17 protein-coding genes and 1 pseudogene are annotated in these 22281 nt (G+C 73.2%); 8 read left to right on the top strand and 10 right to left on the bottom strand.

The genetic code is table 11. From position 1 onward, the window contains the following. Positions 1-257: pseudogene (locus ACFWPT_RS27410) on the bottom strand (NmrA family transcriptional regulator); the annotation flags it as partial. Between the two features lie 546 nt (positions 258-803). On the opposite strand from ACFWPT_RS27410, the gene ACFWPT_RS27415 reads away from it, so the two are divergent. Both ACFWPT_RS27415 and ACFWPT_RS27420 read left to right on the top strand, forming a co-directional pair. Continuing rightward, positions 804-1580: a hypothetical protein gene (locus tag ACFWPT_RS27415; RefSeq protein WP_380484958.1), complete on the top strand. Its 777-nt coding sequence runs from the start codon at positions 804-806 to the stop codon at positions 1578-1580. A 223-nt stretch (positions 1581-1803) separates the two neighbouring features. Further along, positions 1804-3339 carry an MFS transporter gene (locus ACFWPT_RS27420; RefSeq protein WP_380484960.1) on the top strand — a complete coding sequence of 512 codons (1536 nt, stop codon included), beginning with the start codon at positions 1804-1806 and terminating at the stop codon, positions 3337-3339. A gap of 266 nt (positions 3340-3605) precedes the next feature. On the opposite strand, the gene ACFWPT_RS27425 is transcribed toward ACFWPT_RS27420, so the two are convergent. The 7 genes from ACFWPT_RS27425 to ACFWPT_RS27455 form a co-directional block, all read right to left on the bottom strand. Continuing rightward, the gene (locus ACFWPT_RS27425) at positions 3606-5180 is read right to left on the bottom strand and encodes an alpha/beta fold hydrolase (RefSeq protein ID WP_380484962.1); all 1575 of its coding nucleotides are present in this window, start codon (positions 5178-5180) and stop codon (positions 3606-3608) included. A gap of 154 nt (positions 5181-5334) precedes the next feature. Next, entirely contained in the window at positions 5335-6057 is a 723-nt protein-coding gene (locus ACFWPT_RS27430) for a ribonuclease H (RefSeq protein WP_380373739.1), read from the bottom strand. 42 nt (positions 6058-6099) lie between these two features. Continuing rightward, on the bottom strand, positions 6100-8325 hold the full coding sequence (locus tag ACFWPT_RS27435) for a trehalase family glycosidase (protein ID WP_380484964.1): 2226 nt from the start codon (positions 8323-8325) through the stop codon (positions 6100-6102). Further along, entirely contained in the window at positions 8322-10430 is a 2109-nt protein-coding gene (locus ACFWPT_RS27440; RefSeq protein WP_380484966.1) for a beta-galactosidase, read from the bottom strand. Before ACFWPT_RS27440 ends, ACFWPT_RS27435 begins: the two co-directional genes overlap by 4 nt. Positions 10431-10438: 8 nt before the next feature. Further along, entirely contained in the window at positions 10439-11329 is an 891-nt protein-coding gene (locus ACFWPT_RS27445) for a carbohydrate ABC transporter permease (RefSeq protein ID WP_380373730.1), read from the bottom strand. After that, positions 11326-12258: a sugar ABC transporter permease gene (locus tag ACFWPT_RS27450; protein WP_363376447.1), complete on the bottom strand. Its 933-nt coding sequence runs from the start codon at positions 12256-12258 to the stop codon at positions 11326-11328. The genes ACFWPT_RS27445 and ACFWPT_RS27450 overlap by 4 nt, the downstream gene beginning before the upstream one ends. Before the next feature lie 11 nt (positions 12259-12269). Then, complete coding sequence (locus tag ACFWPT_RS27455; protein ID WP_380484969.1) at positions 12270-13676, bottom strand: ABC transporter substrate-binding protein; 1407 nt, start codon at positions 13674-13676, stop codon at positions 12270-12272. A 96-nt stretch (positions 13677-13772) separates the two neighbouring features. Between ACFWPT_RS27455 and gcvPA the strand changes: the two genes are divergently transcribed. From gcvPA to ACFWPT_RS27480, 5 genes are all read left to right on the top strand, one after another. Then, positions 13773-15131 carry an aminomethyl-transferring glycine dehydrogenase subunit GcvPA gene (gene gcvPA / locus ACFWPT_RS27460; RefSeq protein ID WP_380484971.1) on the top strand — a complete coding sequence of 453 codons (1359 nt, stop codon included), beginning with the start codon at positions 13773-13775 and terminating at the stop codon, positions 15129-15131. Then, on the top strand, positions 15128-16726 hold the full coding sequence (gcvPB, locus tag ACFWPT_RS27465; protein WP_380484973.1) for an aminomethyl-transferring glycine dehydrogenase subunit GcvPB: 1599 nt from the start codon (positions 15128-15130) through the stop codon (positions 16724-16726). The genes gcvPA and gcvPB overlap by 4 nt, the downstream gene beginning before the upstream one ends. 83 nt (positions 16727-16809) lie before the next feature. After that, complete coding sequence (locus ACFWPT_RS27470) at positions 16810-17958, top strand: ATP-NAD kinase family protein (protein ID WP_380484975.1); 1149 nt, start codon at positions 16810-16812, stop codon at positions 17956-17958. 48 nt (positions 17959-18006) lie between these two features. After that, positions 18007-18753: an SDR family NAD(P)-dependent oxidoreductase gene (locus ACFWPT_RS27475; protein WP_380484977.1), complete on the top strand. Its 747-nt coding sequence runs from the start codon at positions 18007-18009 to the stop codon at positions 18751-18753. Between the two features lie 49 nt (positions 18754-18802). Then, positions 18803-19456 (top strand): GntR family transcriptional regulator, encoded by a 654-nt coding sequence (locus ACFWPT_RS27480; protein WP_380484983.1) that lies wholly within the window; start codon positions 18803-18805, stop codon positions 19454-19456. A 25-nt stretch (positions 19457-19481) separates the two neighbouring features. Here ACFWPT_RS27480 and ACFWPT_RS27485 read toward each other — a convergent pair whose 3' ends face one another. After that, entirely contained in the window at positions 19482-20219 is a 738-nt protein-coding gene (locus tag ACFWPT_RS27485; protein WP_380484985.1) for an MgtC/SapB family protein, read from the bottom strand. 113 nt (positions 20220-20332) lie between these two features. Next, a complete protein-coding gene (locus ACFWPT_RS27490; protein WP_363376432.1) occupies positions 20333-20992 on the bottom strand; it encodes a ScbR family autoregulator-binding transcription factor in 660 nt (219 codons plus the stop codon). Between the two features lie 114 nt (positions 20993-21106). Between ACFWPT_RS27490 and ACFWPT_RS27495 the strand changes: the two genes are divergently transcribed. Next, positions 21107-22066 (top strand): ScbA/BarX family gamma-butyrolactone biosynthesis protein, encoded by a 960-nt coding sequence (locus tag ACFWPT_RS27495; RefSeq protein ID WP_380484988.1) that lies wholly within the window; start codon positions 21107-21109, stop codon positions 22064-22066. Positions 22067-22281 lie beyond the last annotated feature (215 nt).

Consider the following 22281-nt stretch of genomic DNA (forward strand, 5'->3'; position numbering starts at 1 on the left):
ACCGCCTCCACCGCCCCCGGAAACGCCAGATCCGGGTAGTACGTCAGATACGCCGCACTCACCCCCTCCAGCGCCGCCTCCCACGTCCCCTCGTCATGCCAGTCGAACGCCACCGCCCCCGACCGCGACCCCACCCGCACCCCGTACCCCAACCCCGACAACCGCTCCGCCACCCGCCGACCGGTCTTACCCGTCCCACCCACCACCAGCACCACACCAGCACCGACCGGAAGATCCACAACACCCTGACGAGTCATCACAAGCACCTCATTCGGAGAGACGGAGGAAACTGACGGAACCGACCCCCCGAAGGCGCCGGCGGCGCCCGGGAGGTCCGACGCGATCCGCGGGCCCCTACCGCTCTGCGAGCCCGGTCGGTTCGTCGTCATGGCACCATTCAAATCCACCCCGAGTCGGCGAACCATAGCCACCGCACTCACATCCATGCGCGAGCGTCTACGCCGCCCACCAGCGACTGTCCGCCCGGTCCGGGCCGCCACGGGGGTGCGGCCCGGCTCCTCCACCACCCCACCACAACACACCGCACCCCCGCCGGAAAGCCCTTTCCAGCACCTCTCGACCCCGGCTCCACCACCCCCGGAAATCGACTTCGCATGGGCTCCGGAAAGGGGCGGGGAAGAAAATCACCGATGGTGCGGAAATGCGGGTGGAATTGCGGCGGAACACCGGGGCGCCGACGGCGGCGGGCCCCGGGGGCGCGTCCGGACCGGGTACGGGCGCCCGCGCCCCGCCCCGGCAGCGGTAGTCTCGCGGCTGCTGTCGACCTGTGGGAGGGCATGTTCATGGCCAAGCTGATAGTCCTGCTCGCCGCGATCTCGGTGATCTTCTCGATGATCGCGTTCAACGGTGGAAACGCCCCGATCGGCGTGCTGTTCGCCGTCGTGGCGGCGTCCCCGATCCTCTTCATCGCCTACGCCGTGGCGACCAGGAAGCGCGCTGCCACCGGCGCCGCACGGCAGTTGACACCCGGCCAGCGCAAGGGGCGGACGATCGCCGCACGGGTGGTCGCGCTGGCGATGGTCGGAGTCCTCGGGTACGGCGTCTACTGGGTGATCTTCGAGCCGAAGGCGAGCGACAAGGCACTCAGCCGGCTCTCCGACCTCGACGCCGGCTGCGCGTCGAACATCGCACGCAAGTACTTCCCCAAGACCGCCGAGCACACCGGCGCCGGGCCGCACCCGGTCGCGATGTTCACCCTCAGCGAGTCCGGCTCCTCGCACCCCGCCTCCCCCACCGCCGGCTCGCCGGACTACTGGAGCGCGACCCGCCTGGACCCGTACCGCGTCCAGCTGATCGCCTGCCTGGACTCACCCGACGAGGGCGAGTTCCTCACCGACTGCAAGTTCACCTCGGACACCCTCAAGCTCTACCGCGGCAAGTACGAGGTGACCGTGTACGAGGCCAGGACGGGGAAGAAGGTCGGCACCGAACAGCTGCTGGGCAGCGCCAAACCCAGCTGCCCCAGCATGGTTTACCTGAAGAAGGACGTCTCCAAGCTGCACACCGAGCCCGAGTTCGCGGACTACCAGCAGGTACTGCGCAAGTACGTCGAGCAGTAGCCCGGACGCCTTCCACAGCCGGGTCCGTCCGTCACCGTCGCCGCCGCCCGCCGCCCGCCGCCCGTCAGGAGGAACGCCTCCCCGGGCGGCGCCTCCGCCCTCGGGGGATGATGACGGAGGGAGCGTCGAAGCTCACCGAGCGTAGCGAAGAGGGCGCCCGCGTTCGATCCTGCGGAAAGCGGGCAGACGGGGCGTCTCGATACGGCGAGCGAAGGAGCCCCGCATGGCCGATCCGGCGAAGTCATCCGCGCGGAACCCGCACGGCGGTACGGCCCCCGGGGCCGAAGCCGGGTCCGGGTCCGGGTCCGCCGGAACCGGGGTCATCGAGACCAACGTGCCGGCCCGGCTGGACCGGCTGCCGTGGTCCCGCTGGCACTGGCGGATCGTGATCGGCCTGGGCACCGTCTGGATCCTGGACGGCCTTGAGGTGACGATCGTCGGCAACATGGCGGCCAGGCTCGCGCAGCCCGGCAGCGGCATCGCCATCTCGACGACGCAGGTGACGACGATCGCGGCCGCCGTGTACGTGGCGGGCGCCTGCGCCGGCGCACTGTTCTTCGGCTGGCTGACCGACCGGCTCGGGCGCAAGAAGCTGTTCATGGTGACGCTCGCCGTCTACCTGGCGGCGACCGCCGTGACCTCGCTGTCCTGGACGGCCTGGTTCTTCTTCCTCTGCCGCTTCTTCACCGGGTTCGGCATCGGCGGCGAGTACGCGGCGATCAACTCGGCGATCGACGAGCTGATCCCGGCCCGGGTGCGCGGCCGGGTCGACCTGATCATCAACGGCAGCTTCTGGATCGGCGCCGCGCTCGGCGCCTTCGCCTCCGTCGCGCTGCTGAACACCGCGCTGTTCGCCACCGACGTGGGCTGGCGGCTCGCCTTCGGGATCGGTGTCGTGCTGGGCCTGGCGATCCTGCTGGTCCGCCGGCACGTCCCGGAGAGCCCGCGCTGGCTGTTCACCCACGGGCGGGCGCCGGAGGCCGAGGAGGTGGTGGCCGAGGCCGAGCGGATCGTGGAGCGGGAGACCGGCCGACCGCTGCCGGCCGTCACCGACCGGCCGATCCTGATCCGCGAGCGCGGCCCGCTCGGCTTCGTCACGATCGCCCGCACCGTGATCCGCCGCTACCCGCGCCGCACGGTGCTCGGCCTCTCGCTCTTCATCGGGCAGGCGTTCCTGTACAACGCCGTGACCTTCGGCTACGCCGTCATCCTGACCCTCTACTTCGACGTGCCGGAGGGCGACACCGGCTACTACTTCGCAGTCATCGCGGTCGGCAACTTCCTCGGCCCGCTGCTGCTGGGCCACCTCTTCGACTCGGTCGGGCGGGTGCCGATGATCGCCGGCACGTACATCGGCTCCGGCGTGCTGCTGTTCGGCACCGCCGCACTGTTCCAGCAGGGCGCGCTGAGCGCGGCCGGCATGACGGCCTGCTGGACGGCCGTGCTGTTCCTGGCCTCGGCGGGGGCGAGTGCGGCCTACCTGACGGTCAGCGAGATCTTCCCGCTGGAGACCAGGGCGATGTGCATCGCCTTCTTCTACGCCGTCGGCACGGCGGTCGGCGGCATCAGCGGCCCGCTGCTCTTCAACGGCCTGGTGAGCAGCGGGAAGGTCTCCGACACCACGCTCGCGTTCTGCATCGGGGCGGCGCTGATGACGGCCGCGGGGCTGGTCGAGGCCGCGATCGGCGTGCGGGCGGAACGGCGCAGCCTGGAGGACCTGGCGGCCCCGCTGAGCGCCGTCGAAGCGGCGGACCGCTAGGACTTCCGCGACGCCCGGCCGGGGTCGTCGCGGCGGCCTCCTCGGCGGACACCGTCGGCCCGACTCGCCCCGGGCGACGGGCCGATCGGCGCCCTGCGGCACTGGGCCCGGCAGTTCTACCCGCCGGACCACCAGGAACGCCTGTCCGTGCCGGCCGCCCGCACGGTCCGGGCCGAGAACGGCGCCCGCAGCGGGGTCGCCCAGCCCTGAGCGGAGGTACGGACGTACGGCCGGGGCCCGGGTCGGGGCCCCGGCCGTACGTCTGCTCAGCTCGGGAGCCGGCCGCCGAGCAGGAAGGCGGTGAACGGCGCGAGCACCCGGGGGTCGGTGAAGTCCACACCGTGCGCGGTCGTGTCGAAGGTGACCATCGCCGCCCGGTGCCCGAAGGCGCGCTGGGTCTGCCGGGCGCCGTTGTAGGTGGTGTCGGGGTCGTACCGGTTCTGCAGCATCAGGATGTTGCGCGGGCCGTCCGGGTCGGCCCGGACCGGCGGCTCCTTCGGGCCGTAGTGCCAGAAGGCGCACGGCCAGACGTTGCCGCTCATGCCGTTGGTGAGCGGGTAGCGGGCCCGGTCGGCGGCGGTGCGGGCGGCGTAGGCGGCCGGGTCGCGGGGCCAGGCCGAGTCGCCGCAGATCACCGCGAACTGGGCCGCGAGGAAGTTGTCGGGGATGACCTGCGGCAGCGGGTTGCCGCCCGAACCGCCGGTGCCCGCGCCCGCCGGCATCGGAGCCGTAACCGGGGCCTGGGCCTGGGCCTGGGCCTGGGCCGGGGCCTGGGCCTGGGCCTGGGCCGGAGTCGTGTCGCGCTCCTCGGCCAGTTGCAGGACCCGCGCACCGAGGGGGTAGTAGCTCGGCTTGACCAGCGAGGCGTAGACGACGCTGCGCAGGCCGCCGCCGGTGAGCAGCCGGCCGCCCGACAGCGGCAGCGGGTCGCGGTCGACCTCGCCGGCCAGCCGCAGGTAGCTCGCCCGGACCGCCTCGGGGGTGGCGCCGAGGTGCAGGGTGGCGTCCTGGGCGGCGACGAAGCGGGCCAGGGCCGGGAAGGAGTCGTCGAAGCCTTCGCTGAACAGCCTGAACCCCTGCTCCAGCCCGCCCGGCGGCACCGTGCTGTCCAGCACCACGCGGTCGGTGTGCGAGGGGAAGAGGGTGGCGTAGACCTGGCCGAGGTAGGTGCCGTACGAGCTGCCCAGGTAGGAGATCCGGGGCAGGCTCAGGGCGGCCCGGATCCGGTCCAGGTCGCGGGCCGAGTTGGCCGTGGTCACGTCGGCCAGGTAGCCGCCGCTCGCCGCCGCGCAGCCGTCGGCCACCCGCCGGGCCTGGTCGAGGTTGGCGGTGATCGAGCCGTCGGGGCCGGGAAAGGGGTAGTTGAGCTGGGCGTCCCGGTCGGCGGCGGACAGGTCGCAATGGACCGGGGTGCTGTTGCCCACCCCCCGCTCGTCGAAGCCGATCAGGTCGTAGGAGCGCAGGACGTCCGCCGGCAGCAGCTTCGCCATCTCGCCCGGGTAGTCGAGTCCGGAGCCGCCCGGCCCGCCCGGCACCACGGCGAGGGTGCCGCGCCGGTGGGCGGGGTCGGCGGTGCGCAGCCGGGAGACGGTGAGGGTGATCGTGCCGGCGTCCGGGTCACGGTAGTCCCGCGGCACCCGCAGGGTCGCGCACTGCTGGCGCGGGTCGCGGGTGAACGGCACGCCGTTGGCGTTCGGGGTCGGCGCGGGGCAGGGCCCCCAGGAGAACTGGGCCGCCGGGGCCGCGACGGCGGTCGGTGCGAGTGGTGCGGCGAGCAGGAGGGCGGCGGTGAGCAGCGCGCCGCCGGCGCGGGCCGTGGTGCGGCCGGTAGGTCGGGTCATGCGTCCGACGCTAGGACTGCTGAGGTGTCGTCAGCCTCGGCGCGGGGGTGGAGAATTCGCCGGAGTGCTTCTCCACCCGGCTCCACCCGGCTCCACCTCGGGGTGAGTGCGACCAGGGCGGGCCGGTGTCGGCCCGCCCGGCGTCGGACCGGACCTACGCGTGGGCTCCTGCGCACTCCGGGTGTCCCCAGCTGCTGCCCACCTTGGTGATGGTCTCGCCCTTGGCGTAGGAGCGGGTGCAGGGGCAGGTGCCGGGGAAGCGGGCGGCCAGGGTCCGCGAACCGCCCGAGGAGCGCTTCTTCGCCGTGGACGAGCCGGCCGACGAACCCGCCGACGAGGAGACCGACGAGGAGGCCGGGCGGGCGGCCCGCGCCGGGGTGGTCCGGGCCGGGTCCGGCTCCGGGAGGTCGGCGGCGGTTCCGCCCGCGGCCTGCTGCTGGCGGGCGGCGTCGCTGGCGGCCTTGTCGGCGATGGCGTTCAGCGGGTCGCCGTTCACCTGGTGGGCGGGGACGTACACGAAGGTGACGTCCCGCCCGGTCAGCAGCTCGTCGATGTGCTGGATCAGCTCGCGGTTGGCGACGGGCTTGCCGGCGGCGGTCTTCCAGCCGTTGCGCTTCCAGCCGACCAGCCACTTGGTCACCGCGTCGCGGGTGTACGTGCTGTCGAGCCGGACCTCCAGCGGGACGGCCGGGTCCGTCGACGCCAGCAGCTGCTCCAGCGCCGTCAGCTCGCCCACGTTGTTGGTGCTGTGCCCGAGCGGACCGGCCTGCCAGCGCTGGGGCACCCCGGCGGCGTCCGCCACCACGTAGGCCCAGGCCGCCGGACCGGGGTTGCCCTTGGCTGCTCCGTCACACGCTGCAATGACTCGTTCGACCATGCCCCGATCATGCCAGGACGGGGCAGCTCCGGGCCAAATCGGTCAGGCGCGGAGCAGCAGCAGGAGCAGGGCGGCGGACCAGCTGAAGTTGGTCGAGTTCCGCCCCTCCCCCGTCAGCGGGTCGTAGTTCTCCCGCAGCGGACCGTCGCCGCCGAGCCCGGCGGCCGTGGTCAGGAGTCGGTCCGTCGCCCGGCGGGCGTCCTGGTTCCAGCCGTACCGGCGCAGGCCTTCGATGGCGAAGTAGGTCTGGTCGATCCAGGCCAGCCCGCGCCAGTACCCGGCGGGGTCGAAGGAGGGCGAGCTGCGGGCGACGGTCGGGAACGGCAGCGCGGTGCCGAACTCGGCCGGGTCGAGCAGGAGCCTGCGGACCGCGCGGGCCTGGGCGGGTGAGGCGGTGCCGGACCAGAGCGGGATGGCGCCCTCGATGCCGCGCCCGCGCGCGGTGAGGCGGGCGCCGGTGGCCAGGTCGGTGTCGTGGAACCAGCCCGTGGCGGGGTCGAACATGGTGTCGCGCACGGCCCGGTCGATCGCCTCGGCCCGTCCGCGCAGCCGCTGGGCGGCAGTGCGGTCGCCGAGTTCGGCGGCGATGGCGGCCAGGGCCCGGTGGTCGGCGGCCAGGTAGGCGTTGAGATCGACGGAGCGCTGGGTGAGCGACCAGCCCAGCAGGGCGCCCTGCGCGCTGCGGTTGGCGACGACGGCGGCGCCGAGGGCGGCGTCGAAGCGCGGCGCGTTGTCCATGCCGGACTCCCAGGCCGCCGCCGCCAGGCAGTCCGCCGGGGCGGCGTTGCCCGGGTCGACGGTGGCGCCGTACTCGCACAGGCCTTCGCCGTCGTGGTCCCGGGTGCGGTACCACCAGTCCTGGTAGGCGGTCAGTTTGGGCAGCAGCTCGCGCAGGAACGCCCGGTCGCCGCCGCGTCGGTACACCTCCCAGACGGCCCAGGAGGCCAGCGGGGGCTTGGAGTTGCGCTCGTTCCAGTTGCCGCCGCCGGTGCTCGGGTCGTTGTAGAAGACGCAGTCCGGGATCATCCCGGCGTCCTGCGGGCGGTCGGCGGAGTCGGGGCGGATCTGGTGGTCGAACATCGCCCGGATCTGGTCGGCGGCCAGGTCGGGGGCGAAGACGGCGGTGCCGGCGGCCTGCTTCCAGGTGTCCCAGGCCCAGACCCCGCTGAACCACTTGTACGAGAGCGTGGGCGTGACGGCGTCGTGCCGGATCCGCCCGGCCGGGCTGCGCCAGTTGGTGACCAGGGTCTGCACGCACTTGACGGCCGTCCGGCGGCGCGCGGCCGGGAGGCCCTCGGTCGCCCGGGCGACGTATCCGGCCCAGCGGGCGGCGCCCGCCGTGGCGACCCGGTCGGGGGCGCGCAGCGCGGCGTCCGCCTCGGCGACGGCGCGGGCGTGCTCGGCGTCGGTGAAGGTGTAGCTCTCGGCCCAGTCCAGGGTGCGGGCCGCGCCCGGGGCCAGCCGGACGGCCCCGGCCAGTTCGGTGCGGTGGCCGTCGCCGCTGACGGTGGTGCGCACCGGCGCCGCGTGGCGGACTTCGAAGCGCTCGGTGCCGTCGGTGAGGTAGTCCCAGGTCTGCCGTACCCGGGCGAACCGGACGGCGACGCCGCGTTCGGCGGCGACCAGGGCGGGGGCGTCGTGCTGGGGGCCGGCGGCCGGGCGCAGCAGGGCCCCGGTCCAGGCGACCTGGAGGGTCCGCTCGGCCGGGCCGCCGTTGGCCAGCCGGGCCCTGACCAGGGCGGTGCGGTTGCCGGCGAAGCGCAGTTCCAGGGTGAGCGCCAGGCGGCCGCCGAGGTCGTAGGACTGGCGCAGCAGTCCGGGCAGCGAGGTGAGCCGGGGGGCGCCGCCGGCGGCGAGGTCCAGGACCTTTCCCTGCTCGGTCAGTTGGAGGCGGTTGAGGCCGTCGCTGAGCCACCACGGGTATTCCTGGGCGAGGTGGAGCGGGCCGGTGAAGCCGCCGAGCGGGTCCTGCGGGCGCGGCAGGGCGTAGGCGTGCCAGGCGCCGAGGTCGGCGAAGACGTTGATCGGGTTGTTGCCGGTGGCGTCGCCGGGGTAGGCCTGCGCGGGGGTGCCGTGCAGGTCGAGGACGTCGGCGTAGCGGTCGGAGAGGGCGGACGGGTCAGCCAGGTCGGACAGGTCCGGCAGGTCGGACGGGGCGGCCTGCCGGTCGTCGGCGTGGGCGGTCGGCGCGACGCCGCCGGCCACGGCGAGGGCGGTGCCGGTGGCGGCGGTGGCGGCCAGGAGTCGGCGGCGGGACAACGGCGTCATGTGCGCTCCTCGGCGGGCGTGGACGGGGGCGTGGACTGAGACGGAGGTGGGGAGGCCGGGTCGGGGCCGGCCGCGGGGACGCGGACGACGGCGGCGCCGAGCGGCGCGAGGGTGAGGCCCCGGCCGGTGTCGGCCCCGGTGAGCAGGTCGGTGCCGGGCCGGTCCAGCGCCACCCGGCATGCGGCGGGGCCGTGGTTGAGCAGGAACAGGTAGTCGGTGCCGTCGGCGGCGCGGCGGCGGGTGGCCTCGACGCCAGCCGGCAGGCCGGTCAGTTCGGCGCCCACCTCGGCTTCGGCGAGCGGCAGGTCGAGCACCCGGCCGACGTCCGCGCCGAGGTGGCAGCCGAGGTACCAGGCGCTGCCGGTGCCGTGGCGGTGCCGGGTGACGGCGGGCAGGCCGGCCAGCTCGCCGGAGGCGTAGCGGGCGACGGTCTCGGCGCCCTCGGTGTCGATCCATTCGCTCCAGTGCTCGGCCCGCAGCTCCGGCCCGCCGTCGTCGAGCCGGACGGTGGTGGCGGCACCGTCGGGGATCGGCCAGTGCTCGTCCACGACGAGGCCGAACAGCGGCCGCAGCGGCCCGGGGTGGCCGCCGGGGTGGAGGTGGTCGTGCCGGTCGCTGATGCCGCTGAACGGGCCGCAGACCAGGTGGCCGCCCGCTTGGACGAAGGCGGTGAGCCGGTCGGCGGTGGCGGTGTCGAGCAGGTACAGGTTGGGGGCGAGCAGCAGCCGGTAGCCGTCGAGGTCGCCGGTGGGCGGGACGAAGTCGACGGTCACGCCGCGGTCGTGGAGGGCCGCGTACCAGGGCCGGAGCAGGTCGAGCCAGCGCATCCGCGCGGAGGGGTGGTCGTCCAGCTCCAGTGCCCACCAGCTGTCCCAGTCGAGCAGGACGGCCGCCCGCCCGCGGATCCGGCTGCCCGCGATCTCGCCGAGCCGGCGCAGCTCGGCCCCGAACCGGACGGTCTCCCGCCAGCCGCGCGAGGAGGTGCCGCGGTGCGGGAGCATCGCGCTGTGGAACTTCTCGGCCCCGGCGACGGAGGCGCGCCACTGGAAGTGCAGTACGCCGTCCGCGCCCCGGGCCAGCGCCTGGAGCGACCAGAGCCGGTACAGGCCGGGCCGTTTGGGCAGGTTGACGGGCCGCCAGCTGACGGCCGAGGGGGCCTGTTCCATCAGCAGCCACGGCTTGCCGCCCTTGAGGGAGCGCATCAGGTCGTAGTTCATGGCCGCGTTGACGTGTGTGCGGGGGTCGGCCGGGTCGGGGTAGGCGTCGTCGGAGACGAGGTCCTCGTGGCGGCTCCACTCCCAGTAGTCCAGCGACTTGAGCATCGACATGAAGTTGGTGGTGACCGGCACGCCCGGTGAGACCTCGTCGAGGACGGCCTTCTCGGTGCGGTGCAGGGCCAGCAGCGCGTCGGAGCAGAACCGGCGCCAGTCCAGCAGCTGGGTCGGGTTGACCGGCCCCGGCGCGGCGCGCGGCGGTTCGATCTCGTCGAACGAGCCGTAGCGCTGCGACCAGAACGCCGTTCCCCAGGAGCGGTTGAGTTCGTCGACGTCGCCGTGCCGCTCGCGCAGCCAGCGCCGGAAGTCGGTGGCGGACGCGGGGCAGAAGCACTCCTGGACGTGGTCGCCGTACTCGTTGTGGATGTGCCACAGGGCGAGTGCGGGGTGGTCGTGGTAGCGCTCGGCGAGGGCCCGGGTGAGCCGGGCGGCGGCGGCCCGGTAGACGGCGGAGGAGGGGCAGTAGTGCTGGCGCGAGCCGAACTCCAGCCGGACGCCGTCGGCGGTGACGGGCAGCAGCTCGGGGTGGGCGCGGACCAGCCAGGCGGGCGGCGAGGCGGTGGCGGTGGCCAGGTCGACGGCGATTCCGTGGCCGTGGACGAGGTCGAGGAGGCGGTCCAGCCAGCCGAAGTCCCAGCTCTCGGCGGCGGGTTGGAGCCGGGCCCAGGAGAAGACCCCGACGGTGACCAGGTTGACGCCGGCCTCGGCCATCAGCTTCACGTCCTCGGCCCACACCTCCTCGGACCACTGCTCGGGGTTCCAGTCCCCGCCGTAGAGGAGGCCGGGGACGCGGGTGAGTGCGCCTGCGCGGGAAGGTGTGCGGGGGGTCATGCGGGGGGTCATCCTTTCAGCGCTCCGCCGAGCAGGCCGGCCACGAACTGCCGCTGGAAGACCAGGAAGAGCAGCACCAGCGGGAGGGTGGCCAGCAGGGAGCCGAGCATGAGGCCGGAGTAGTCGACGTGGGTCAGCCCGGTCAGCGTGTTGAGCGCCACCGGCACGGTGTACTTGTCCTCGGTGTTGAGCATCAGCAGCGGCCAGATGAAGCTGTTCCACTGGCCCATGAAGGTGAAGATCACGAGTGCGCCCAGCTGCGGCCGCACGCACGGCAGGACGACCTGGTAGAAGGTGCGCAGTTCGCCGGAGCCGTCGATGCGCGCCGACTCCAGGAGTTCGTCGGGAAAGTCCAGGAAGCCCTGGCGCATCAGCAGGATGCCGAAGGAGTTGGCCAGGAAGGGCAGGATGACCGCCTGGTAGCTGTCGATCCAGCCGACGCTGGCCATCATCTGGAACAGCGGGACGAGCAGCACCTGGAGCGGGATCATCATGGTCGCGAGCACCAGCCCGAGCAGCAGCCCGCGGCCCCGGAACCGGTACTTGGCCAGCCCGTAGCCGCACATGGCCGACAGCAGGGAGCTCAGCGCGGTGTAGACGACGGCGACGCCGAGGCTGTTGAGCAGCACCCGGCCGAAGCCGATGCTCTGCTGGAGGTGCGCCAGGTTGCGCAGCAGTTCCCCGCCGGGCAGGAACGGCGGCGGGGAGTGGAAGAGTTCGGAGCTGCTGTGGGTGCTGGCGATCAGCATCCAGGCGAACGGCACCAGGCTGACGACGGCGCCGAGGGCGAGCACGGCCAGGACGGCGCCGCGGCCGAGCCGGGCGGTCAGCGGGCGGGCCGCCGGTGGGCGGACGGCCGCCGGCCGGGCGGGCCGGGGGCGGGCGGAGGTGGTGCTCATCGGCGGCGTTCCCTTCCGTAGAACCGGAACTGGAGGAGGGAGACGGCCGCGATGACCAGCACCACGACCCAGGCGATCGCGGCCGCGTACCCGAAGTCGAGCTGCTGGAAGCCGACCTTGTACAGGTAGACCACCGGGGTGAGGGTCGCGTCGCCGGGGCCGCCGCGCGTCAGCACGTAGTTCTCGTCGAAGAGTTGGAGCGTGCCGATGGTGGAGGTGATGACGCAGAACAGCACCACCGGCCGCAGCTGTGGCAGGATCACGCTGGTGTAGGTGCGCAGCGTGCCCGCGCCGTCGAGGGCGGCGGCCTCGTACTGGTCCCGGCCGATGGCGTGCAGGCCGGCGAGCAGGATGACGGCGTTGTAGCCGGTCCAGCGCCAGGTGACCGAGCCGATCAGGGAGATCCGGGCCCAGGTGGGCGAGTTGAGCCAGTCGACGGGGCCTGCGCCCAGGGCGTGCAGGAGCTGGTTGGCCAGGCCGCCGTCGGTGCGCAGCAGCACCTGGAAGACGACGGCGTAGGCGACCAGCGTGGTGACGGCGGGCAGGAAGAAGACGGCCCGCCAGCCGGCCCGGAAGCGCAGCCAGGACTGGTTCAGCAGGACGGCCAGCACCAGCGCCAGCCCGATCATCACGGGCACCTGGACGGCCAGGATCATCCCGGTGTTGACCAGGGAGTGCAGGAAGGCCGGGTCGTCCAGCATGCGCCGGTACTGGTCCAGGCCGACCCAGACGGTGGCGCCGTCCCGGCGGGCGGTGAAGCTCTGGTAGAGGCTGGCGCCGAGCGGATAGGCGAAGAAGAGGATGAAGAGCACGGCCGTGGGCCCGGCGAAGAGCCAGGCCGCGGAGCGTGGCAGCCGTCGTCGCCGGGTGGGCGTGGTGCGCGCGGGCGCGGCGGCCATCCGGGGGGCGGGGGCCTGGAGACTGGTCATGGCGCGTGTCCCTACGGGGCCGGCTGGCGACTGGTCGCGGTGGCGATCTGGCGGGCGGCGGAGCGCAGCACGGTGCCGGGGTCGGCTCCGTTGTGCAGCACCTGGTTGACGGCGGTGTTGACGATGTCGCCGGCCTTGGAGTCGTCGGCGGTGGTCTCGACGGTGGGGATGGACCGGGCGAGGTCGGCGAAGAGCCGCATGGCGGGCTGGTTCGCGTAGTACGGGTCCGGCTGCTGGAAGTACGGGTCGTCCAGGGCCGGGAGGTAGGCGGGGAAGAGGCCTTCGTGCTCCATCATCGAGGCCTGGTTGGCCCGGTCGGCGAGCAGGAAGGAGAGGAATTCCCAGGCGAGTTCGGGGTTCTTGCTCTGTGCGGTGACGGAGAGGGTGGAGCCGCCGCTGTTGGAGGTGCGGCAGCCGCCGGGGTCGAACGCGGGCAGGGGGACGACGCCGAACCTGCCGTTCAGGTCGGCCATGTCGCCGGTGAGGGTGCCGTCCCACCAGGCGGCGGTGGGGGTGGTGGCGGCCTTGCCGTCGTGGGTGCCGGAGACCAGGCCGTCCCAGCCGTTCTCGAAGTCGACCAGGCCCCGGTCGACGAGTTGCTTCATCAGGGTGAGCGCCCGTTCGGCGGCGGGTGAGGCGACGGCGACCTTGCCGTCGACGAACCAGCCCTGGCCCTGCTGTTGGAGCAGCAGGGCGAACATGCTGTCCTGCTTGGCGTCCAGGATGAGCAGTTTCTTGCCGGTGCGGTCCTTGAGGGTGGTGCCGGCGGCGAGGTAGTCGTCCCAGGTGGCGAGGGTGGCGGGGTCGATTCCGGCCTGCTGGAAGTGGTCGCGGCGGTAGAAGAGGGCGCACGGGCCGCTGTCCCAGGGCAGGGCGAGGACGCGGCCACCCGCGTCGGTGACGGTGCGCCAGACGGACGGCGCGAAGTCCTTCGCGAGGCCGCCGGCCCGGCTGGTCAGGTCCACCAGCGCGTGGGGGAAGTTGCCGATGTAGGTGGGCATTCGGTGGCCCTCGACGGTCAGTACGTCGGGGAGTCCGCTGCCGGCTCCGAGTCCGACGGTGATCTTGTCGTAGGCGTTGTCGTAGCCGATGTCGACGACGTCGACGGTGGTGCCGGGGTGGGCCTGTTCGAAGGCCTTGCCGAGCCGTTGCATGGCCTTGGCGGCGACGTCCCAGGACCAGATGGTGATCTTCCCGGCGGCCTTGCCGCCCGAACTCGCTTCCAGCCGTTTGGCGTCGGGGGCGCCGGCGCCGCCGGTGGCGCAGCCCGTCGCCCCGGTCAGCAGCAGCGCGCCGCCTGCGAGCCCGGCGCCGAGGACCCGGCGCCGGGTGGGGCCCGGTCCGGATCCGGCCCGGTTGCCCGCCGGAGCGTCAAGGTGTCTGTGCCGGGTGCCGGTTGAGTTCTTTCCTCCCGACATCTTGCCTCCTGAAGAGTGAATGCCGAATGCTGTATACAGAACTCAGCACACACAGTGCCGTCAAGGCTTGTGACCGAAATCGCGGAAGGTGCCAGGATGACCGCACGCGCCCCCCGGACCCACCCGTACATCCCCAACGCCGCCCCCGACGTGAAGAAGGCCATGCTGGCGGCGATCGGCGCGCACAGCGTCGAGGAGTTCTACGCCGACATCCCCGCCGAGCTCCGCCTGGACCGCCCGCTGCGACTGCCCGAGCCACTCGGCTCCGAGGCGCAACTGGTCGCCCACATGGAGGAGTTGCTCGCCCGCAACACCGCCGTCCCGCCCGGCCGCAGCTTCCTCGGCGCCGGCTGCTACCGCCACCACGTGCCCGCCGTGGTCGACGAGGTCGTCAACCGCAGCGAGTTCCTCACCGCCTACGCCGGCGAGCCGTACGAGGACCACGGCCGCTTCCAGGCCCTGTGGGAGTACCAGTCGCTGATGGCCGAACTGCTGGCCGTCGACGTCGTCAACGTGCCGACCTACGACGGCTTCCAGGCCGCCGCCACCGCACTGCGGATGGCCGGCCGGGCCACCGGGCGCCGCCGCCTCCTCCTGGTCGGCGACCTCGACCCGGACAAGCTCTCCCGGATCCGCGACTACGTGCGCGGCGTCCACGACCTCGTGCTCGTCCCGGCCGAGCCCGGGGCCGTCCGCGCCGCCCTCGCCGCCGGCGACACCGCCGCCGTCTTCGCCGAACTGACCGACCACTGCGGCCGCATCGACCCCGAACTGCCGCAGTACGTCGAACTCGCCCACCAGGCAGGCGCGCTGGCCGTCATCGGCGCCAACCCGCTGAGCCTCGGCGTGCTCGCCCCGCCCGCCTCCTTCGGCGCCGACCTCACCTGCGGCGACCTCCAGCCGCTCGGCATCCACCCCAGCTTCGGCGGCGGCAACGCGGGCTTCATCGCCAGCGCCGACGACGAACGCCTGGTGGCCGAGTACCCGAGCCGCCTCTTCGGCCTCACCCCCACCGACGTGCCGGGCGAGTACGGCTTCGGCGACGTCGCCTACGAGCGGACCTCCTTCGCCGTGCGCGAGGAGGGCAAGGAGTGGGTCGGCACCGCCGCCGCCCTGCACGGCATCGCCGCCGGGGTCTACCTCTCGCTGATGGGGCCGCACGGCATGCGCGAGATCGGCGAGACCATCCTCGCCAACACCGCCTACGCCCGCCGGCGCCTCGCCCAGGCCCCCGGCGTGGAACTCGCCGACCCCGAGGCCGTCCACTTCGCCGACTTCACCCTCCGCTACACCGGCGGGCGCACCGCCGCCGAGGTCGCCGCCGCACTGCTCGCCCGCGGCCTGCACGCCGGCACCCCGGCCGGGGAACACGAGGGCCGCTACTGCGTCACCGAGCTCCACACCCAGGCCGACATCGACCGCCTCGCCACCGCCCTTGAGGAGATCGTCAAGTGACGGACCGTCAGACCAGCGGCGGGACCGACCCGCGGATCGCCCCCAAGCCCGCCCTGCGCCGCTTCCACCAGGCCCGCTGGGACGAGAAACTGATCTTCGAACTGGGCGCGCCCGGCGAACGCGGCATCCTGCCACCGACCCCCGGCCCCAGCGTCACCGCCGCCGTCGGCAGCCCCGCCGACCGCCTGCCCGCCGCGCTGCGCCGCGCCACCCCGGCCGCGCTGCCCGAACTCGGCCAGCAGCAGGTGCTCCGCCACTACCTGCGGCTCTCCCAGGAGAACCTCGGCGCCGACCTCAACGTCGACGTCGGCCAGGGCACCTGCACCATGAAGTACAGCCCCAAGGTCAACGACGCCTTCGTCCGCGACCCGCGCATCGCCGCCCTGCACCCGGCCCAGGACTCCTCGACCGTCCAAGGGGTGCTCGAACTCGTCCACCGGCTGGAGCAGTTGCTCAAAGAGGTCTCCGGCATGGACCGGGTCTCACTGCAACCCGGCGCCGGCTCCGCCGCGATCTGGACCAACGTCTCCGTCATCCGCGCCCACTTCGCCGCCCGCGGCGAGCTGGAACAGCGCGACGAGGTCATCACCACCGCCTTCTCGCACCCCTCCAACGCCGCCTGCGCCAAGACCGCCGGCTTCAAGGTGATCACCCTGCACCCGGACGCGGACGGCTACCCCGACATCGAGGCGCTGCGCGCCGCCGTCGGCCCGCGCACCGCCGCGCTGCTCATCACCAACCCCGAGGACACCGGGATCTACAACCCCCGGATCGCCGAGTTCGTCCGCATCGTGCACGCGGCCGGCGGCCTGTGCGCCTACGACCAGGCCAACGCCAACGGCGTCCTCGGCATCACCCGGGCCCGCGAGGCCGGCTTCGACCTGTGCCACTTCAACCTGCACAAGACCTTCTCCACCCCGCACGCCTGCGGCGGCCCCGCCGCCGGCGCCTGCGGCGTCACCGCCGAGCTCGCGCCCCACCTGCCCAGCCCCACCGTCGAGTTCGACGGCGAGCGGTACATCCTGGACCACGACCGGCCGGAGTCCATCGGCAAGATCCGCCCCTACCTGGGCGTCGTCCCGAACCTGGTCCGCGCCTACGCCTGGATCATGTCGATGGGCGCCGCGGGGCTGCGCGAGGTGGCCGAGACCGCCGTGCTCAACAACAACTACCTGATGCACCAGGTCCAGCGGATCCGCGGCGTCTCCGTGCCCTACGCCAAGGGGCGGCCGCGCGTCGAGCAGGTCCGCTACAGCTGGCAGCAGCTCAACGAGGACACCGGCCTGCACAGCGAGGACCTCGGGTACCGCGCCGCCGACTTCGGCACCCACTACTGGACCAGCCACCACCCGTACGTCGTCCCCGAGCCGATGACGCTGGAGCCGACCGAGTCCTACTCCCGCGCCGACCTCGACGAGTACGCCGCGATCCTCGCCGAGGTCGCCCGCGAGGCCTACGAGGACCCGGAGACCGTCCGTACGGCCCCGCACAACTCCACCGTGCACCGCATCCGGCACGAGCCGCTGGACGACCCGGCGGTCTGGGCCGTCAGCTGGCGCGCCTACCGCCGCAAGGTCCTCGGCGAGCAGCCGTGACGACGGGCCCCGGGGCCGGTCGCCCAACTTCCGCCGCCCGCCCGGCAGGTGGGAAACCGACGACCGGCCCCGCCGTCGGGCTCGTGGTCAACCCGGTCGCCGGACTCGGCGGCCGGGTCGGCCTCAAGGGCAGCGACGGCGCCGAGGTCCAGCAGCGGGCCCGCGCCCTCGGCGCCCGGCCGGCCGCGAGCTCCCGTACAGAACTGATGCTCCGTCAGTTCAGCTTGCTCGCACCGCACTCGACCTTGCTCACGGCGGCCGGGCCGATGGGTGCGGACGCGGCGCGGGCGGCCGGCCTCGACCCGACGGTGGTCCACCGGCCCGCCGGCCCGGACACCACGGCGGCGGACACCCGCGCGGCCGTCCGCGCCCTCGTCGCGGCCGGCGCCGGCCTGCTGCTGTTCTGCGGCGGCGACGGCACGGCCCGCGACGTCCTCGACGCGCTCGGCACGCTCGACGCACTCGGCACGCTCGGCACGCTCGGTCCGGAGCCAGGACCGCCCGTCCTCGGCATCCCGGCCGGCGTCAAGATGCACTCCGCCGTCTTCGCCGTCCACCCCCGCGCCGCCGCCGAGGTGGCCGCCGCCTGGGCGGGCGGCGGCGTCCGGCTGGCGTCCGCCGAGGTCGTGGACCGCGACGAGGCGGCGCTACGCGAGGGCCGGGTGTCCGCCCGCCTGCACGGGTGGCTGACCGTCCCGGTCCTGCCCTCCCGGGTCCAGCAGCGCAAGACCGGCAGTTCCGCCACCGACCCCGAGGCGCTGGGCGGCATCGCCGCCGAGGTCGCCGAACGCGTCGGCCCCGGCGGGCTGCTCGCCCTCGGCCCCGGCGGCACGACGCACGCCGTCGCCACGGCGCTCGGCGCGGCGGACGCCTGCCTGACCGGCGTCGACGTGCTCCGCCTCCAACCCGGCGGCACCGCCCGCGTCGTGATCCGCGACGCCCGCGCCGACCAACTGCTGGCCCTGCCCGCCGCCCCGTGGATCGCGCTCTCGCCGATCGGCGGCCAGGGCTTCCTGCTCGGCCGCGGCAACCAGCAGTTCACCCCCGAACTGCTGCGCGCCGCCGGCCGCGAGCGGCTGCTCGTCCTCGCCACCGAAGCGAAGCTCGCCGCCCTCGCGGGCCGCCCGCTGCTGCTGGACACCGGCGACCCGGAGCTGGACGATGCGTTGTCCGGGCACGTCCGGGTGATCACCGGCCGCCACACCAGCGCCGTCTACCGCCTGACCGCCTGACCGGCCCGACCTCCCCAACCAGCCTGACCCCCTGAAGAGGAGCCCTCAGTGATCGACCTCCACGGCAAGCGCGCCATCGTCACCGGCGCCGCCTCCGGCATCGGCCGGGCCACCGCCGCGCTGCTGGCCGAACTCGGCGCGGCCGTCGTCCTCGCCGACCTCGACGCCGACCGCGGCGAGCAGGCCGCCAAGGAAACCGGCGGCACCTTCGTCCGCTGCGACGTCTCTCAGCGCGCCGACTGCGAACGGGCCGTGCGCACCGCCGTCGACCTGCACGGTGGCGTCGACGTGCTGTTCAACAACGCCGGGATCATCCGCCGGTCCACCGTCTGCGACATCGCCGACGACGACTGGGACCAGGTGATGGCCGTCAACGTCCGCTCCATCATGCTGCTCAGCGGGCTGGTCGTGCCGCTGATGGCTGCGAACGGCGGCGGCAGCATCATCAACACCGGCTCCGGCTGGGGCATCCGGGGCGGCGGCCGGGCCGTCTCCTACTGCGCCTCCAAGGGCGCCGTCGTCAACATGACCCGGGCCATGGCCATCGACCACGGCCCCGACAACATCCGCGTCAACTGCGTGTGCCCCGGCGACACCAACACCGGTATGCTCGCCGAGGAGGCCCGCCAGCTCGGCGAGAGCCCGGACGCCTTCTACGCCGACGCCGCCGACCGACCGCTCGGCCGCATCGGCCAGCCTCGGGACATCGCCCAGACGGTCGCCTTCCTCGCCAGTGACGCCTCCACGTTCGTCAGCGGCGCGATCATCGCCGTGGACGGCGCCGGGACCGCCTGACCAGTCGCCCGGCCGGTACGCTACGGACCGAGGAAGAAGGGAAAGCCCGATGGCGATCGAGCGGCGTCCGCTGCGCGAACAGGTGAAGGACGAACTCCTGGAGCGGCTGGGCCACGGCCGGTTCACCCCCGGCGAGTCGATCAACGAAGTCCACCTCGCGGAGGAACTGGGCGTCAGCCGCACCCCGTTGCGCGAGGCGCTGATCAGTCTGGAGCGCGAAGGCATCATCACCAGCGAGCGCGGCAAGGGCTTTCGCTTCGCACCCACCGGCCGACAGGAGTTCCTCGACCTCACGGCCATCCTGATCGCCCTGGAGTCGCTGGCGCTGCGGACCTCCGACCGCGCGCACCTCTCGGCCATCGCGCCCCGGCTGCTGGCGGAGGCCCGCGCCTTCTCCGCGCCCCAGGCCCCGCACGGCACCATAGAGCGCTACGACGACGCCTGGCACGCGCTGTTGCTCTCCGGCTGCTCCAACGCCCGGCTGCGCGAGCTGATCGACTCGCTCAAACTCACCCTCCACCGCTACGAGCGGGTGGTCGTCGGCGACCACGAGATCCTCGAACGCGCCGCCGAGGAGCACGAGCGGATCGCCCAGTGCCTCCTCGACGACGACATGGAGCAGGCCGTCGCCGCCCTGGAGGCGAACTGGACCAGCGGCATGGAACGGATCATGGAGCGCCTGCCGGCCCTCGGCGCCCGCTGACGCGCTCTCCCCCGCGGCCGGGACGTCACTCCTCGTCGGACCGGCCGCGGACGCAGGTCAGCACTCCCGCCACGGCCGCGAGCTGCGCGGTGAGCCCGCCGGCGTCGCCCTGCCCCTGCACCGACAGGGCGACCTCGACGGGCTTCTCGGAGGCCTCGCCGGGGAGTTCCCCGTCCGTGCCGGACAGCGTGCGCAGCTCGAAGACGGCGAATCCGGCCCGGGTGCACTGGTCCAGCACGTCCCGCAGCACCCCCCTGCCCGGACGGTAGACGATGCGGTACGAGACCGCGGGCCGGTGCAGCGCGGGCAGGCGGTTGAGCAACGGCCTGATCGCGTAGGACGCGAGGAAGTACGCCGCGACGGTCAGCGCCGCGAGCAGCGGCAGGCCCGCGGCCGCGGCGGAGCCCACCGCCGCGGTGAGCCAGATGGTGGCCGCCGTCGTCAGCCCCTGCACCCAGCCCCGGTGCACGAAGATCACCCCGGCGCCGATGAAGCCCAGCCCCGACACGATCTGCGCGGCCATCCGCGACGGGTCCAGCTCGACGGTGCCCGCGCGCATCACGTCGGCGAAACCGTACTTGCTCACCAGGGTGAACAGCGCCGCGCCGCTGCCCACCGTCGTGTACGTCCGCAGGCCCGCGGACTTCTGGCGGATCTGCCGCTCGACCCCGATCAGGCCGGAGAGCAGGAAGGCGAACAGGAACTCCAGTACCTGGACCGACCCCTGACCGGACGGCCCGGCCGCCCATTGAACCGCTGCCATAGCCCTGACGCCTCTTCTCCGCCGCACCGCCGGCCCCGGACGTGGTGATTCATGCTAGGGCCCGGTGCGCAGCGGCGCGGCCTCCTCCCGGAAGGCGGGGGGTCGATTCCGCGTCAATTCCCGCCGGTTCCCCACCCGTCGGCGCGCGCGGACGGCCTGGGCCGGACCGAGGCGAGCAGGGCGGCCGGGTCGGGGTTCTTCTGGAGCCCCGGCAGCAGCAGTTCCCACAGGTCGCACAGGCGCTCCTCGATGGTGCGCCGTCCGTCGATCGCGTCGGAGACGGTGTGCAGCCCGAAGAAGGCGCAGATCACGCCGTGGGCCGTGGTCGACGGGTCGACCCGGGCGGCGAGCTCGCCCTCGCTGCCCGCCCGTTCGAGCAGGACCCGGACGGTGTCGATCCACCCCACGAACGGCACCGGGAGGTCGGCGTCGATGGCCGCGCGCTCGGACCAGAGCCGGGCGCCGGCCCTGACCACGACGTCGTCGCGGAAGGCCCGCGCCACCGCGAAGCTCAGCCGGACGAGTTGCTCCAGCGCCGGCACCGGCGTGCGGGTGTGGCGCGCGACGAGCTCCGGCCAGGTGGCGAAGTGCGCTTCGATCACGGCGCGGGCCAGGTTCTCCTTGCTGGTGTAGTGGAAGTAGATGGCCCCGCTCGTCCTGCCGGAGGCCGCGCTGATGTCGCTGATGCTGGTGCCCGCGTACCCGCGTTCGTCGAACAATCGCGCAGCTGATTCGAGGACTGACCTCCGTGTCGTCTCCGCCCGATTCTGCACGCGCCTCTGCCTTTTCAAGATCACCCCGGCTTTTCGCACGCACTGTAGTGATCCGCGGGCCGGAGCGCCAACTGACGACATGCGAAACCAAGGAGATTGATATTTTCTGTAAATATGAAGATGCTGGATTTCCTCCCCTCCTCGGCGGCCCGGCATCCTGCCCGACCGCTCAGCTGGTCCCGCACGGTCCCCCGCGAACTGGTCCACCGCGCCGCCGTGGCGGAGGTGCTGCTGACCGACGTCCGGGCCCGAGGCGGCGACCGCTTCGAGGCGGCGGCCCAGTGGCCCCGCTCCCACCCCACCTTCCCGCGCGGACGCGGAGAGCGGCACGACCCGCTGATCGCCGTGGAGACCGCCCGCCAGCTGGGCATCTACCTGCCGCTGCGCCACTACGGCGTGCCGGCCGACACGCACCTGCTGATCACCGACGTGTCCTGCCGGGTCGACCCGGCGGCCGAGCCGCGCGGCGACGGCCCGGCGGCGGTCCTCTGCCGGGCCCAGGTGCACGGCCTGCGGACCTCGGCCGAAAACCACCGGCCCACCGGCATGCGGCTGCGGGTCGACTGCTCCGCGCGGGGAGTGGTGTTCGCCCGGATCGAGGGCGGCACGCGCTTCGTCGAACGGCCCGCCTACCCGGCCCTGCGCGGCACCGCGCTGGCCGGGGATCCCGCGGACTCCGGCCCGCCCCCCGACCCCCCGTCACCGGCGGAGGTCGGCGTCGCCCTGCCCTCCGACGTGCTGGTGACGCGCGCGGGCGGCGGTTCGCGGGCGAGTGACGGTTCGCGGGCGGACGACGCGCTCCTGATCTGCCCGGCCGACCCGGCACACCCGTTCTTCTTCGACCACTCGTCCGACCACATGCCCGGCATGGTGCTGCTGGAGGCGGCCCGGCAGGCCGCGGCGCTGCGCAGCGCGGGGCGGCTGTCGCACCCCGTCGACTACCGCATGAAGGCCGTGCGGTTCACCGAGTTCGCCCCCCTCCCGGAAGTCGACATCACCGAGTACGAGCATTTGTGCGTTTTTCATATTCGTCAGAACGGTCATATCACCGCCGCGGGGTCGTTGGGCTATTGAAGTAAAGACCCGGCAAATCTAGGGCCGCCAAGTTTGACCGCGAAACATATCGATCGTAACGTTGCGATCGTTATGTTCCGGATCGTTTTCTCCGATCCGGACGCCGAGGCGCGTCGTTCCGCCGCACTCCAGATTCCGGCCCCGGACAGGTCGGCAAGCGGCCACGGCCCCGGGCCGTGGCCGGCCCCCCTCGTCCCGACGCACACTCCGGCGAA

It is taken from the genome of Kitasatospora sp. NPDC058478, assembly GCF_042720345.1.
GTDB lineage: Bacteria > Actinomycetota > Actinomycetes > Streptomycetales > Streptomycetaceae > Kitasatospora.

Coding starts and splice junctions, on each gene's coding strand:
- ACFWPT_RS27440 (WP_380484966.1), bottom strand. CDS start 10,430: ATGACCCCCCGCACACCTTCCCGCGCAGGCGCACTCACCCGCGTCCCC.
- ACFWPT_RS27420 (WP_380484960.1), top strand. CDS start 1,804: ATGGCCGATCCGGCGAAGTCATCCGCGCGGAACCCGCACGGCGGTACG.
- ACFWPT_RS27435 (WP_380484964.1), bottom strand. CDS start 8,325: ATGACGCCGTTGTCCCGCCGCCGACTCCTGGCCGCCACCGCCGCCACC.
- ACFWPT_RS27485 (WP_380484985.1), bottom strand. CDS start 20,219: ATGGCAGCGGTTCAATGGGCGGCCGGGCCGTCCGGTCAGGGGTCGGTC.
- gcvPA (WP_380484971.1), top strand. CDS start 13,773: ATGACCGCACGCGCCCCCCGGACCCACCCGTACATCCCCAACGCCGCC.
- ACFWPT_RS27445 (WP_380373730.1), bottom strand. CDS start 11,329: ATGAGCACCACCTCCGCCCGCCCCCGGCCCGCCCGGCCGGCGGCCGTC.
- ACFWPT_RS27495 (WP_380484988.1), top strand. CDS start 21,107: ATGAAGATGCTGGATTTCCTCCCCTCCTCGGCGGCCCGGCATCCTGCC.
- ACFWPT_RS27450 (WP_363376447.1), bottom strand. CDS start 12,258: ATGACCAGTCTCCAGGCCCCCGCCCCCCGGATGGCCGCCGCGCCCGCG.
- ACFWPT_RS27430 (WP_380373739.1), bottom strand. CDS start 6,057: ATGGTCGAACGAGTCATTGCAGCGTGTGACGGAGCAGCCAAGGGCAAC.
- ACFWPT_RS27415 (WP_380484958.1), top strand. CDS start 804: ATGGCCAAGCTGATAGTCCTGCTCGCCGCGATCTCGGTGATCTTCTCG.
- ACFWPT_RS27455 (WP_380484969.1), bottom strand. CDS start 13,676: ATGTCGGGAGGAAAGAACTCAACCGGCACCCGGCACAGACACCTTGAC.
- ACFWPT_RS27425 (WP_380484962.1), bottom strand. CDS start 5,180: ATGACCCGACCTACCGGCCGCACCACGGCCCGCGCCGGCGGCGCGCTG.
- ACFWPT_RS27480 (WP_380484983.1), top strand. CDS start 18,803: ATGGCGATCGAGCGGCGTCCGCTGCGCGAACAGGTGAAGGACGAACTC.